Genomic DNA, 14,123 nt, shown 5'->3' on the forward strand with positions numbered 1-14,123 from the left:
AGCACATAAATTGTTGCACTAATAATATCACCTAATATAATTAGGTATGCAAGTAAATGGTGAGGACCGAGGGGCTGCCGAAGGGAATCGTGCGGCAGCGGTTGCGGGGGCTGCGCGCGGATGGGAACCGGCAAAGAGGGTTGGGGTATTCGCCTGAGCGCGAAGCGCCGTCTTGAGGGTTTTCGAGACAGTCGCGCAAAGCTTCCTTTATGACCTGATGCTTCTCGGAGCCTCATCGAAACAGGGAGAAACGGGAAAAGGAGGAGGAATGGCATTAAAAATGAGCCGCCGCGGCTTCGTGAAAGCTTCGGCAGTCGCCACTGCATCCACGCTTTTGCTTGGGTCGCAAAGCGGCACCGCCCTCGCGGACAGCGCGCAAAGCGCGTCGGACGCGGCGCGATCCGACGACGTGAAGAAGATCCCCAGCGCCTGCCGTCAGTGCTATGGCCGTTGCGCGCTGTTCGGGCACGTCAAAGACGGTCGTGTTGTGAAGATCGAAGGCAACCCCGACCTGTTCAGCGAGGGTACGCTGTGCTCGCGCGCTTTCGCGATTCCGCAAGAGCTGTACAACCCGCTGCGCGTGCGCTACCCGCAGAAGCGCGTGGGCGAGAAGGGCTCCGGCCAGTGGAAGCGCATCACCTGGGAAGAGGCGTACCAGGAAGCAGCCGACCGGTTCACCAAGATCGGCGAGGAATACGGGTGGCACACCATCGCCCACCAGTACGGCACCGGCCGCGACATGCTGCAGTTCCAGGCTATTAACAAACTGTGGCTTGAACTGGGCTCCACGGCCACGTTCGGCGTAGGCAACCTGTGCTGGGTGGGGTCGTACTTCACCAGCCAGCGTTTGTACGGCGACGAGACGCAGTACACCGGTTGGGACGGCAACAACACCAAGTGCATCCTTATCTGGTGCCGCCAGGAACGCAGCCGCGGGTATTACGACTGGCTGACCGTCAAGCGCGCGCAGGAGCGCGGCGCGAAGGTCGTTTGCGTGGATCCGCGCTACACGTGCACGGCCAGCAAGGCCGACCTGTGGCTGCCCATCCGCCCCGGGTCCGACATGGCCCTCGTGTTGGCGTTCATCAACGAGATCATTCACTCGGACAAGTGCGCCACTGATTTCGCGCGTACGTACACCAATGCTCCGTTTTTCATCGACGAGGCGGGCACGGGCTACCAGCTGCGCGAATCGATGATCAAGGAAGGCGGCTCCGACGAGCTGTATCCCGCGTGGGACGAGGCGCACGACCAGCTGATCTTCTGGAGCGGCGACTGGCAGAACAAGCAGAACCTGGGCGGTCCGAAGGCGTTCCAGTGGCTGGATGCCGAAGGCAACATCGTGCCCGATGCGAAGCCGGCTCTTTCCGGCAGCCGCGAGATCAACGGGAAGACCTACCGCACCAGCTGGGACATCCTGGTGGAGCATGTCACGCCGTGGACCGTCGAGCGCGCCGCCGAGTTCTGCGAACTGCCCGAAGACAAGATTCGGGAAGCCATCAAGATCTACATCGACGCCAGCCCTGCGGCATGTTTCTGCCGCGGCCAGAAGGTGGAATTCTCCATCAACACGTCGGGCATCTCGCAGGCGTTCACCATCATGATGGCGCTGGCCGGCAACTTCGACACGAAGGGCGGCCAGAACATCGGCCGCGAACCCGCCACCGGTTACGACTCGTTCATGTTCGACGTGGTTCCCAACAAGGAAGGCCGCATGGGCAAGCGTCGTCTGGAAACGGCGAGGAACATCAAGAAGCTGTCTGTGTGCCAGAACACCGGCTACCAGCAGATTCTTGTGGCCGACGACGCCACGGGCGAGCTGAAAGAGACCACGCAGAACTCCGGCGGCCAGGTCATTTACGGCCAGCAGGGCGGTTTCGGCGCGGCTACCACGAAGGCCATGGCCAAGGGCGATCCGTTCCAGATCCATGGATATTGGCAGCAGACGTCCGAGCCCATCCTTTCTATTGAAGGCGGCCATGAAATTGTCGAGGGCTTCAAGAACCTGGACTTCTTCGTGAACGTGGACATCTACATGACGCCGTCGGGCGAGTTGGCCGATATCATCTTGCCGGCTGCGCATCCCAACGAGGTCGACCGCGTGGAGTGGGCGCACTCCGGCCACGGGTACCCTACGAGCCACACGTACCTTATTCGCCAGCCGTTTCATAAGCCGCTGGGCGAATGCAAGGACGACATGGACATTTGCTTCGAGTTCGCCAAGTACATGGACGTGGACATGTACTGGAAGGACAAGTACGAGTTCTTCGATTACATGGTGAAGGGCCCCGAGACGTTGCCCCCGCAGTTGAGCTGCTCGAGCTTCGAGGACTTCCGCGAGCGCATCAGCGTGACTGGCGTTCAGATGACCGATGTGAAGGGCGCGCCGAAGTACGCGACGGGCTTCATGCGCAAGACGAGCGACTTCCGCCCCGGCTTCAACACCATGTACCGCGGCAACAAGATGGGGTCGGTGTACCGCTTCCCCGGCACGAAGACGCCGGACGGCAAGGTCATTCCGCCGCATCCGCAGTCCGACAACGGCAAGATGGAAATGTGGTCGGAGGACCTGCTGCTGTACGGCAACGGCCCGCTGCCGCTGTACATCGAGCCGCCTATCACGCCGCTGGCTCGACCCGACTTGCTGGACGAGTACCCCTACACCCTGATCACCGGCGGGCGCAGCCATGCGTTCTTCCATACCGAGTATCGCAACAGCCCGTGGTTGCGCGAGGTTCATATGTTCCCGACGATGGACATTAACCCCGCGACGGCCGCCGAGCACGGCATTGAGCAGGACGATTGGGTATACATCGAAACGTACGTAGACAAGATCAAGCAGCGCGCGAACCTGACCGAGGCCATCAAGCCCGGGACTATCCACGTCGAGCACGACTGGTGGTTCCCTGAGCGCGAAGCCACCGACGACCTGCACGGCGCGTACGACTGCAACTGCAACGTGCTGTTCGAGAACAACGGCCCTTACGATCCGGCTGTGGGCACGGACAACTACGGCGGCCTGTGCAAGGTGTACAAGGCTGAAGACGGTGCGCCCGCGAACATCTGCATGAATTCCGAAGACCTCAAGATATTCCTGCCGCTGACTGCCGACCAGCTGGCTGCCGACGACCAGCAAAACGGTGTCGCGCAGGTGACGAAGGGGGGTGCGAAGTAACATGACGCGCCATATTATCGACATCGACTTGGACAGCTGCATCGGCTGCCACTCCTGCGCCGTCGTGTGCAAGCAAGAGAACAACGTCGGGTTGGGAACGTTTTACAACAAGGTGCTGACGGTGGGCCCGTCCGGCGCGTATCCTGACCTGGAGATGTACTACCTGCCCGTGTCTTGCCAGCATTGCGACAACCCCGAATGCGTCAGCGTGTGCCCTACCGGCGCAAGCTACAAGCGCGAAGACGGCGTGGTGCTGGTGGACCACAGCAAGTGTATCGGCTGCCAGTACTGCGTCATGGCGTGCCCGTACGGCGTGCGCGCGTACGACGAAGGGCGCGACAAGGGCGTTATCGAGAAGTGCACCATGTGCGCGCACCTTATCGACAAGGGCGAAAAGCCCGCGTGCGTCAAGCATTGCCCCGGCCAGGCTCGCTTGTTCGGTGACTTGGACGATCCCGAGTCGGCGCCGTCGAAGATGCGCGCGTCGAAGAAGACCCACAAGCTGACCGACGTAGGGAATCATCCGGGCGTGGATTACGGCTTGGACAAGTTCTCTTGGAAGGGCGGTGAGTAAGCATGGAGATCCAGTGGCCCCTTTTGATCTTCAGCGTATGTTTGGGCGTTACGTCGGGCGCGTTCGTGTTCTTGGGCGTGGGCGAGCTCAAGGGCAAGTTCAAGGACGTGCGCTTCCTGGGAGCCTTGATCGCGTTCGTCTGCCTTGCGGTTGGCGGCTGCGTGTCGGTGCTGCACATGGGACATCCCGAGCGCGCGACGCATTTGCTGGGCAACCTGGGTTCGGGCTTGTCCAAAGAGCTGTTCATCGTCGCCATCATGGGCATCGTTTCCTTCGCTTACCTGATTCTGGCGAAGAAGGACTATCCGGGCGCGAGCAAGGCGCTTGGCGTGGTCGGCGGCGTGCTGGGACTGGCGCTTCCGGTGGTTGCCGGCATGTCGTACCTGATCGCGGCGCGTCCCGCATGGGATAGCATCACGCTGCCCCTCATGTACCTGGGCGCAGGCTTGGGCATGGGCATGCTGCTCATGTGCGGGCTGGTGCTGCTGCGCGGCAACGCCGCCCAGGAAGGCGGGTTCGCGCTGCGCTTGGCGCTGGCGGGCGTGGCCATCATGGTCATCACGTCGCTGGCGTACGTGATCTGGATTGCCGTGGCGCCTTACCAGGCTCCGTCGCGTTCGATCGAGCGGTTGATCTCGGGTGATCTGGCACTGCTGTTCTGGGGCGCGGTCGTGGTGATCGGCTTGGTGATTCCGGCGGTTTTGACGGGCTTGGCCTGCATGAAGGCCACGAAGGGCGACAAGGGCTCGGGCGCCACCGACCCGAAGAAGCTGGCCTGGTGGCTGTTCGCGGCCTTCGCCTGCTCGGGCGTGGGGGCCGTAGCGCTGCGCGTCATCATGTACGACCTGGGCACCAGCGTGGAGTCGTTCATTTACTGATGAAGCCCCCGAGGTGGCCGGAACGACCCGTTCGGGGTCGTTCCGGCGCCCCGCCTTGGATTGTCGATCGTCCCTCGTGCCGGATCGAGGTCCCCTCCCCCCCATGCCGCGTTCCGGTACGAAGGACGACCAACGAACGGGTGTCGAATCTCCCGGTGTCATGCCGGGTTGCCCTAGAAGGAGAAGCATCATGAGCGAGAATTTGACCTGCGAGCTAACCGAAAACTTGATCGAGTTTTGCGAGAATCGCGGAAGCGTGTACGCCTTGCTGTCGCGCTGCTACGAGAAGGAACTAGATGCTGCATTCGCGAGCGATTTCGCTGCGGCTCCGGCTCTGCTTTCGGACGACAAGGCGCTTGCGGAAGGGTTCGCTCTTTTGCAGTCCGATCTTTCGAACTGCGGTGAGGATGATCTCGAGCGGTTTGCCGTGTCGTTCAATCGGGTGTTTTTCGGCATGGGCCCGCGTACTGCTCAGAAGGCCTTCCCGTACGAATCCGTGTACACCAGCTCGTCGGGCCTTATGATGCAGGATGCGTACGCCCAGGTGAGGACTTTGTACCATGCCATGCGCTTTGCGAAAAACCCCGACTTCCCGGAGCCCGAAGACCATCTGGCCGTGGAGTTGGCGTTTATGGCGCGCTTGTGCGACGTGGCTGTGGAAGCCTTGCGGGCGGATGACGCCGCTGCGGTTGAAGCTGCCCTGTCCGCCCAGCTGTCGTTCTTGCGCGATCACCTGCTGAACTGGATAGACCGGTTTGCCGTCGATGCGAAGAAGGCTGACGGCGGCGGGTTTTACGGGGATTTGGCTGCGTTTACGCAGGCGTATTTAGAGGGCGACGTTGATGCGGTGGCGGAGGTTGTCGAGTAGAGCGCGCGGAGGCGAGAGGGATGACGGAGCAAATTACCCGACGAGGGTTCTTGGCGGCTGGCGTCGTGGGCGCGGGCCTTGTGGGGCTGGGAGGATACGGCACCTTGACTCGACAGGCCGACGAGGCGTTCGTGCGCCCGCCTGGCGCGCAGTCGCCTTCGGGCCTGGTGGCTGCGTGCGATCGCTGCCAGCGATGTCTGCAGGCATGTCCGTATGAGATCGTGACCCCGGTCCCGCTGTCTCAAAGCTTGGTGGCCTACGGCACGCCGATGCTTGCGTTCGAGAACGGGTACTGCGATTTCTGCATGAAGTGCACGGAAGCGTGTCCGACGGGCGCGCTTTCCTTCGGCGGTCCGCGCGAGCGGGATTTGGGCGTTGCCGTGGTGGTGAAGGACGCGTGCGTGGCGTGGGACTGGGCCGGATGCACGGTGTGCGTTGACGAATGCCCGGTCGAAGGCGCGATCGAGCTGGACGGAAACGACCGTCCGCTTGTGCACGCCGATTATTGCGACGGCTGCGGCAAGTGCGAGAAGGTGTGTCCGTCGGCTTCGTTGCGCGCGTACAACGCGGGCGTTGCGGACAAGGGCATCGTGGTGGTTTCGCGTGCCAGCGAAGCGGCTCGGATGACGGGCGCGGTGGATACGGCCACGCTGGAAGCGGGTAAAACCGTTGCCGTGGCGCGCGGTGCGGAGCTTGCCGCGCACACGAAGGGCGTTCACCCCGACGGGCCGGACAAAACACGCGAGGCGGGAGGGCTTCGATGAAGACGCGCGTGAAGATGGTTCGTATTGCGGTGGCATCGGGCGTGCTGGTGCTTGCCGTTGCGTTCGCCCATGTAGGAGGCGTGGCGGCTGCGGGCACGCTGTGCGCGCTTTGCCCGGTCGGCTTTGCGCAGATCGCCGCCGCGTCGGGTTCGATCCCCTGGGGGCTTGTGCCCGGCGTGCTGGCCGTGCTGGCGATCGTGTTTCTGATCGGCCGGGCGTTTTGCTCGTGGCTGTGTCCTTCGCAGCTGTTGAAGAACGTGTTCGGGGGCCGTACTCCTCGCGGCATTCTGGGCCGCAGCGGGAAGGCGGCGAACGATCGCGCGCTCGAGTCGTGCGCGCCGAACGACGATGCCATCGCACCTGCGTACGGAGGCTGCGCGTCGTGTGCGGAGGCTTCGGGGGTTGGTCTTAAAACGCAGGGCATTGTGCTGGCCGTGCTGTTGGTTGTGTCGTTTGCCGTCGGGTTCCCGGTGTTTTGCCTCTTGTGCCCGATCGGGCTTGTGTTCGGTACGCTGTGGGCGCTCAATCGCGTGTTCGTGCTGTTGCAGCCGGGCTGGGAGCTGATCGTATTCCCGCTTATGTTGCTGGCCGAGCTGTTTTTGTTCAAGCGTTGGTGCTCGTCCGTATGCCCGCTGGGTTTCGTGTTCGGGCTCATGGGCAAGCTGCGCGCTAAGTTGGGGTTCGGGGTGCGCCCGGTTGCCGACTGCGAAACGTGCCTTTCGCGCGAGGGGTGCCGCACGTGTTCGACGGTGTGCCCCGAGGGCATCGACGTTGCGCGCGCTTACGCTGGCACGCTCGAGCACTGCACGTTTTGTCTTGACTGTGTGGAGAACTGCCCTACGAAGTCCGTCAAGCTAGCTGTGAAGGCTTCGTCACCCGACGATGATCGACCCGCAGATGGGCATTCGCTGTTAAACCAGGATTGACACGTACTAATGTACGCTATCTTTTCAAACGGCCGGGCGCGATCAGCCGAAATGAGGGGCCTCCCGGCGGACGAAGCGCGCTCTCGGCCCGCCGGTGCGGTTTTCTCGGGACGCCCCCCATCTGGGCTATGTCAATTTTGGCTTAACAGCGGAAACCCTCGTTCGTGCTGAAAAATTGCGTTTGCGAACGATTTTGGGAGCCTATTTTAATAGAAGTAAGTTGATCATTATATATAATACCAGGTCAAAGCGATGCGGTTTTAATTATCCTCAAGAAAGATCATTCGCAAACGCAATTTTTCAGCACGAACGAGGGTTTTCGGGGGATTTTGCCGCATCCCCGTATTGCCGATTTTGCCGGTATTGCTGGGGAGGACATCCGTGCTAGACTAATGTACATTTGAACATTGGTTTGAGGGAGCGCGCAATGGGTGAAGAAGGCTGTGCCAAACAGGCTGCAAGACAGAAAAAGGAACGTGCGCCGCGCGACCCCGAACGCCGCAAGCGCCAGATCGTCGAAGCTGCGGCCGAGCTGATCGCCCAGGAAGGCACGCGTCATCTCACGCACCGCCGCGTTGCCGAACGGGCGGGCGTTCCGCTCGGCTCGACCACCCAATATTTCAAAAGCATCGACGATTTGCTCCGTGCCGGACTTTCGCTGCTTGCCGAACAGATCGCGCAGCGCAATCAGGAAATGCTCGCGCAGATGAGCGGTCGGAAGGCCGGCGCCGACATGCTGTGCGATTTCGCCATCGCTTATTTAGAGGACAAGCAGCAGGTGAATACCGACGCCAAGTTCTACGCTGCCGCCATCAGCGACCCCGAAGTGGGAGGGTTGTGGAGGCGTGCGCTTGCGGAATGCGCTCAGGACTACGCGCCTTTCATGGACGCCGAACGGCTGCAAATGCTCTCGAGTTTTCTTACGGGCCTCGTGGTCGAGGCGGCCATCTACGACACGCCTCACAATCCCGAAGTCATTCGCGCGGCCATCGTTTCCCTGATCGGCGAAGGCGACGGGAAATAATCCTCAAGAAATTTTAATGTACTAATGTACATAAATAGTCCCTTTTGCTATCTTGTTAATGTACAAATGTACAATAATGAATGCGAAAGGTTGCACACGTATGGACAACAACGTCATCATGAAACCGCCTTTCATATCGAAAGGCCTGCTATGGGCGTCTCTTGCCGTCATCTTGTTGGGGCAGTTCGTGGTCACCATCGACCTCACCGTTCTCAATATCGCGCTTCCCGATCTCACGAAAGACCTGAAGCCAACTTCTGATCAGTTGCTGTGGATAGCCGATTCCTATTCGCTGGTGCTAGCGGGTCTTATCGTGGCGACCAGCTCGCTTTCGGACCGCTTCGGTCGAAAGCGCATGCTTCTTGCGGGTTTTCTCATCTTCGGCGCCGTTTCAGGCGGCGCGTTGCTGGTGGACGCGCCTGAGCATCTTATCGCCCTGCGCGCTCTGCTGGGCATAGGAGGCGCGGCCATCATGCCCGTTACCATCGCCATGATCCGCAGCATCTTCACGGATGCGAAGGAGCGCGCCGCGGCCATCGCGGTATGGTCGGCCGTCAGCGCGCTGGGCATGGCGTTCGGCCCGCTGGTGGGCGGTTTTCTGCTGGACAGCTTTTCGTGGCACGCGGCGTTTCTCATGAACGTGCCGCTGATGGGCGTGGCGTTCGTGGCGGGCGTCTTCATTCTTCCCGAAGTCAGGCTGAAGAATCCTGGCAGTTTCGATCTTGTGGGCTCGGTCGTGTTCATGGTGGGCATGGTGGCGCTTTTGTGGGGAATCAAGCACGTGGCAGCCGAGCTTGAGTTCGACCAGGCTGGCATCGTTACGCTCGTCATCGGCGTGGTTTTCACGGGGCTGTTCGTGCTGCGTTGCGTGAAGTCGAAAAACCCCCTTGTCGATTTCTCCCTGTTTCGCAGCAAGCCGTTTTCGGCAGGCGTCGTGGCTACGCTGTTCTCTACCTTCGCCATGGCCGTGCTGCTGTACTTGCTGGCCCAGTGGTTCCAGCTGGTGAACGGCGACAATCCGCTTGAGGCCGGCGTCAAGCTGGTGCCTATGGCCATTGCCAGCCTGATCGGCTGCACGTTGGCCCCGGTGCTCGCGCAGAAGATCGGCCCGCGCAACGTAGTTGCGGGCGGCTTGGTGATTGCGGCGCTCGGCATGATCATGCTGGTGTTCTTCCGCGACGATTTGGAACTGGTGCCCGTCATCGCCTCTACCTGCCTGGTTGGCCTTGGCTCGGGCTCGCTGGCGCTTGGCGCGACGCTCATGATGCAGGAAACGCCCGCCGAGAAGGCATCGAGCGCGGGCAGTTTGCAGGAGGTGTCGTACGACATGGGCAACGTGCTGGGCGTTGCCATCTTGGGAAGCGTGGCGTCCATCATCTACCGCGAGGGCTTGAACGTGGCCAAGCTGAGGGCTATGGGCTTGGATGGCGAAACCATCGACTACTGCAAGCAATCCTTTGCCGTTGCCGCGGAGATCGCCAAGGAAACCGGCATCGACCAGCTGTTCGATCTGGGCGTTGCCGCGTTCAACGAATCCATCGTCATCACTGCCATCATCGGCGGAGTCGTTACGCTGGTGGTAGCGGCCGTCGTATGGACGCTCATTCCCAAGGGCATGAGCATTGTCGAAAACGCGGAGCAAGCGGATTCCAGCCCCGTGTCAAACTAGCACGTTGCAGGCGAGCGGCGTCAACGGATCCGGCATTCGTCGGATCCGTTGACCGCGGTTGTTGCCAAAGCGATCCGACGGGGATCCGGTATCATGGTTCGACGGAGCGCGCGGGCATGCGTCGTGCCGCGGTTCGCGAAGGCCGAGGAAGCAAAGGAGCGTCGATGAGGTTCACGATTGTGGCGGTGGGCAAGCTCAAGGAGCGGTTTTGGGCCGATGCCTGTGCCGAATACCTGAAGCGTTTGCAACCGTATGCCAAAACCGTCGTGAAGGAGGTTGCCGACATCGACCCTGCTCGAGCGGGAGGCGTGGAGGCTGCCCGTGATCGAGAGGGCGCGGCCATTGTGGCGGCTTTGCCCGCCGGCGCCCATGTGTTGCTGTTGGCTATCGAGGGCAAGGAGCGGTCGAGCGAAAGCTTGTCGAAGCGCCTTGATTCGCTCGCGCTAAGCGGAACGAGCGACTTCGCGTTCGTCATCGGAGGCTCGGACGGCGTGAGCGACGCCGTTCGCGCACGGGCGAACGAGACGCTTTCGTTCGGTCCCATCACCTTGCCGCACAACTTGGCGCGCGTGGTGCTGCTTGAGCAGCTGTACCGTGCGCAGAAGATCTCGCGCGGCGAGCCGTATCACAAATGAAGCGCCCGCGCGACTGCTGCGAATGCGGGAGTACCGCGTAGCGTCGTCGGCCCGTGCATGCGCCAAGCGTTGTTCGCCCATGCACGGGCTTTTTTCTTTTCGTCCGGCTACTTTGCCTGTTTGCGCCGTAGGCGCAGCAACGCGATCCCGCTCAAGGCTGCAAAGGCTATCGCTGCGGTCGTTGCGGCGGCCGTCGCTGTTGCGTCCCCGGTGCCTGCAAGGGCCTTCGCTTGCACGGACGGCTGCCCGCCGCTTGCATCCTGTTTGGGGGAATCCGGGTTGCTGGGCGTATCGGGAGCCGGCGGCACGTCGGGGTCGACGGGCTTGGGGGCGTCCATGTGCGCGGTGATCGTATAGTACACGCGCGGCCTGCCGTCGCTTTCGGCGTCGTCGGTTTCCTGGATGGGCGAGCCTTTCGGCCCGGATGAGGCGGAAATGCTGCGGCCGATGTCGATCCAACGGCCGTCGGCCAGCCATGCTCCGTCCGTGCTGGATGCGGTGGTCAGCTGCGAAAGCGGCCGCAAGCCGTCATCCAGGAATTGCGCGCTGCTCTTTGTTATGGAGCATGAGGGAAGCGGCGCTCGAGCCAGCAGCGCAACAGCGCCGTGCTCGCCCGCGATCATGCGCGTGTACGCCGTTTCGTCGCCGCTTGGCGGCGCGATGGGAGCGCGCGCTTGTTCTGTGCCGGAAGCGTCGAAGCGCATGACGAGATTGTCGGCGCCCGCGGAATCATCGCCGAGCGACGAGCCTAGCAACAGCGTGCATATGCCGGCCCGTTCTGCCGCATCAAGCACTATACGGCTCTCTTGCACGGGGATGGTCGTTCTTGCGGCCGCCCGCGTGCAGACCTCTCCGCCCAAAGCGGCATCGAAGGGGTTTCGGGTGCTCTCTGCCAGCGCGCTCGCTATGCTGGCAGCATCCACAAGCCTGACTTCAGTGGTTTTTTCCGTAACGCTGTCGAAGAAGCCGCAAGCCAGGGTCGTTGGGTTTGCGGTCGCCGTTGCTTCAGCGGCCGTCCAACCGTAGCGCATGCTCACCGCGCCGCCGTCTTTTGGCGCAAGCGAGGTCAGCAGCGTGCCACCGCGTCGGCCGTCTTCGGTTTCGCCGTGATAGGAATCGGTTGCGATCACCGTGTTGCCGTCGGCGATGTAGCGCCGGGTGCCGCCGCTTTCTAGCGCGCAGGAAGCAAGCACGCGACCGTCTTGCGGGTCAACCCAGTAGCAGCTTCCCGTGCTCGTTTCGTTTGCCGCCATCGCCAAAAACACGGCGCCGTTTTCAAGCGGAATCGCTGCGAGCGATTGGATGGCGGTCGTGCTCAGCGTGTTCGGCGCATCGACGTCGATGCTGGCCACGCGCCCGGGATTGTCCGCATCGAGGGTATGCAGCCGCAACGTGCCTTCGGCTGCCTGGAAGAATCGTCGTTCGCCTTCGGCGCAGACGATCACGTTGCTCAAAAACGTCGTCACGTCCTCGTATTCCGTGCCCGTGAACAGCCCGGCCCTATCCACGCTCGTCATGTTCGCATTCGGGCTCAGCGTGAGGCGGACCTCGGGGGAGAGCATGGTTTCCGTAGCTGTTCGAGACAGCACGAACATGCCGGCGGGGAACACGATCTCGCATGAGGACGACGCCGCAATGTCGACGGCGTCAAGCATGCACGGCACGCGCAGGCGCGTTCCCTCGACGGTGGTGTTGAACAGCTCGTGATGCTTGCCGTCGACGATGAGCTGGGGAACTTGGTGCGCGGTTTCGGGGAATGCGAGGGCGCTTGAAGCTTCGAACTCAAGCATTCCCACGTTAGGTACCGTGTCGAACAGGGGCTTCAGGGCGAGACCGGTCGGCACGACCGGCTTGCCGGCGTTGGAGTGCGAGATTCGCACCCGTCCGCGGTCGGTTGCGCTTTCCTGTACGGAGACGCTCAGTCCGGTGAAGCCGATGTTCGCATTCTCGAAGAAGTTGGTTGACGGGTAGCCTTGCGGGGTCACGCTGTCGCCTTTGTACAGCATGCAGCCGTAGCCGATGTTCTCCGTGGCCGCGGGGACGGTGTCTTGCGTTTGGGAGTGCACGGCGTTCATGTCGGGGTCGACCAGCTCGATCAGCTGATTGTGGACGGTTCCGTTGCTATTCGTGGTTGCGTAGTCCAGTCCGTCGCTTGTGAGGACAGCTTGCACGCGGAACATCCGGAATCCCGATGGGAGCGCGTGCGTTCCCTCGCTGTCGGCGTACTGCACGCTTTGGTTGCCGGCGTAGCGATCGTACTGCAGCACGTAGTAGGACGAGAACATGCCTTCATCCTGGTTCGACAACACGATGATGCCGCCGGTATCCGCGGCGCTATCGGCGGTGAAGGCGTGCAGCTCCTGCTCGACCACCGCGCCTGCGGGGTCCTGCGTTACGACGTCCCGCCCGCGCTTGACGACGGTTTCCCGATCGTTTGCGATGATCCTCGTCACATCGCTGCCGTCCAGCCACCCGAGGAGCCATTTCGAGAACCCGTTGTGATCTCCTTGATTGTCCATCATCATATCGAAGGTGAGGATGCCTGTGCGCTCCGTCGATCCGCCCTGTTGGCTGACGTATTGGTAGTAGTCAGGAAGCCCTAGCACGTGGCCGGTTTCGTGGATGATGGTTTGCCCGGCGCCGTCCCTGTTGGCCGGGTTTGCCAGCATGACCGCGTTCCATAGTCCCACCGTGCCGTTTTCGTATACGGCATCGGGCGAGCTCAGGTTCTGCTCGTTGCTCCACCAGGTGCTGCCCCAGCCGGTATCGGGGCCGGCGAAGTGCACGTACACGGCGTCCAGGCGCCCATCCTTGTTGGCATCGAAGCGCGCCAGGTCCTCGGTTTCGTCCAGGGCGGCCAATGCTTCTCTGAATAGCTCGCCGATGTCTCCGGTGTAGTAGTCGCGTTCGTGCTTTGCCCGATAATCAAGCGCTTCGCCCGTTATGATCAACGTTTCGTACGAGGCTCGCATGTAGTAGGCGTTCAGGCTTTCATAAGGGAAGGGCGATGCTCCCTGCAACGGGGACGGGGAGCCGCCGACGTCGCGAGGTCCAACGAGCGCTTGCAGCGCCTCAAGCGTGTCGCCTTCGCTGAAGGTTTCGTAATCGGGAAACGACACGCGCAGCGCCAGCACATGCGCGCGCCCTTGCGTGGCCATGCCGCTTTCCCAGCTTCCCGGGACCGATCGGCTCGCCATGCCGTTTTCCGCGTCTTGCCGAGCAATGGCCTGCTGGATCAGTTCCGGCGAAGGTTGGTCGTTGCCGAGGGCTTTCTGGAATGCGATGCGCGCCTCCAGGGTCCCGTCGGCTTCGTAGGCCGCGCGCTGCTCGTCGGTGACAATGCATGTCGAGCCTCCGGTCTCGTGTGCGAGCGCGACGGAGGGGAAGGCGAGCGCAGTCAGCGCAAGCGCGATCAGCGTTGCGGCAAGCATGCCTCTGAGCGTTCGGAGCGTGGTGGATTCGGCTGATGGGGCAAGGTGGGTGGAATCGCGCATATGGCTCCCCTAAGGATTCGGCTGGATCGTGGCTTCATTATAGGCTGCCGCGCTGCGTGATCGCATGCGGAATCGAGTCTGAGTTTCGCTTCCGCTATACTGGACGCGATCAATTC

10 protein-coding genes are annotated in these 14,123 nt (G+C 61.8%); 9 read left to right on the forward strand and 1 reads right to left on the reverse strand.

Annotated features, from left to right (window positions below):
- Positions 1 to 268 precede the first annotated feature (268 nt).
- The 9 genes from DMP08_RS03795 to rlmH all read left to right on the forward strand — a co-directional run bounded on the left by DMP08_RS03795 (position 269) and on the right by rlmH (position 10,513).
- The gene (locus DMP08_RS03795; RefSeq protein ID WP_123191643.1) at positions 269 to 3,175 is read left to right on the forward strand and encodes a molybdopterin-containing oxidoreductase family protein; all 2,907 of its coding nucleotides are present in this window, start codon (positions 269 to 271) and stop codon (positions 3,173 to 3,175) included.
- A gap of 1 nt (position 3,176) precedes the next feature.
- The gene (locus DMP08_RS03800; protein ID WP_123191644.1) at positions 3,177 to 3,749 is read left to right on the forward strand and encodes a 4Fe-4S dicluster domain-containing protein; all 573 of its coding nucleotides are present in this window, start codon (positions 3,177 to 3,179) and stop codon (positions 3,747 to 3,749) included.
- Positions 3,750 to 3,751: 2 nt separating this feature from the next.
- Complete coding sequence (locus DMP08_RS03805) at positions 3,752 to 4,627, forward strand: dimethyl sulfoxide reductase anchor subunit family protein (RefSeq protein WP_123191645.1); 876 nt, start codon at positions 3,752 to 3,754, stop codon at positions 4,625 to 4,627.
- Between the two features lie 190 nt (positions 4,628 to 4,817).
- Complete coding sequence (locus DMP08_RS03810) at positions 4,818 to 5,495, forward strand: TorD/DmsD family molecular chaperone (protein ID WP_123191646.1); 678 nt, start codon at positions 4,818 to 4,820, stop codon at positions 5,493 to 5,495.
- A 20-nt stretch (positions 5,496 to 5,515) separates the two neighbouring features.
- Positions 5,516 to 6,259, forward strand: coding sequence for a 4Fe-4S dicluster domain-containing protein (locus DMP08_RS03815; protein WP_123191647.1), 744 nt, complete (start codon positions 5,516 to 5,518; stop codon positions 6,257 to 6,259).
- Between the two features lie 14 nt (positions 6,260 to 6,273).
- On the forward strand, positions 6,274 to 7,185 hold the full coding sequence (locus DMP08_RS03820) for a 4Fe-4S binding protein (RefSeq protein WP_244596785.1): 912 nt from the start codon (positions 6,274 to 6,276) through the stop codon (positions 7,183 to 7,185).
- A gap of 427 nt (positions 7,186 to 7,612) precedes the next feature.
- Positions 7,613 to 8,209: a TetR/AcrR family transcriptional regulator gene (locus tag DMP08_RS03825; RefSeq protein ID WP_123191649.1), complete on the forward strand. Its 597-nt coding sequence runs from the start codon at positions 7,613 to 7,615 to the stop codon at positions 8,207 to 8,209.
- A gap of 100 nt (positions 8,210 to 8,309) precedes the next feature.
- Positions 8,310 to 9,878 carry an MFS transporter gene (locus DMP08_RS03830; RefSeq protein ID WP_123191650.1) on the forward strand — a complete coding sequence of 523 codons (1,569 nt, stop codon included), beginning with the start codon at positions 8,310 to 8,312 and terminating at the stop codon, positions 9,876 to 9,878.
- 164 nt (positions 9,879 to 10,042) lie between these two features.
- The gene (rlmH, locus tag DMP08_RS03835; RefSeq protein ID WP_123191651.1) at positions 10,043 to 10,513 is read left to right on the forward strand and encodes a 23S rRNA (pseudouridine(1915)-N(3))-methyltransferase RlmH; all 471 of its coding nucleotides are present in this window, start codon (positions 10,043 to 10,045) and stop codon (positions 10,511 to 10,513) included.
- Positions 10,514 to 10,620: 107 nt separating this feature from the next.
- On the opposite strand, the gene DMP08_RS03840 is transcribed toward rlmH, so the two are convergent.
- Positions 10,621 to 14,007, reverse strand: coding sequence for a metallopeptidase domain-containing protein (locus tag DMP08_RS03840; RefSeq protein WP_148042322.1), 3,387 nt, complete (start codon positions 14,005 to 14,007; stop codon positions 10,621 to 10,623).
- Between the last annotated feature and the right edge of the window lie 116 nt (positions 14,008 to 14,123).

The organism is Paraeggerthella hongkongensis (assembly GCF_003726035.1).
GTDB lineage: Bacteria > Actinomycetota > Coriobacteriia > Coriobacteriales > Eggerthellaceae > Paraeggerthella > Paraeggerthella hongkongensis.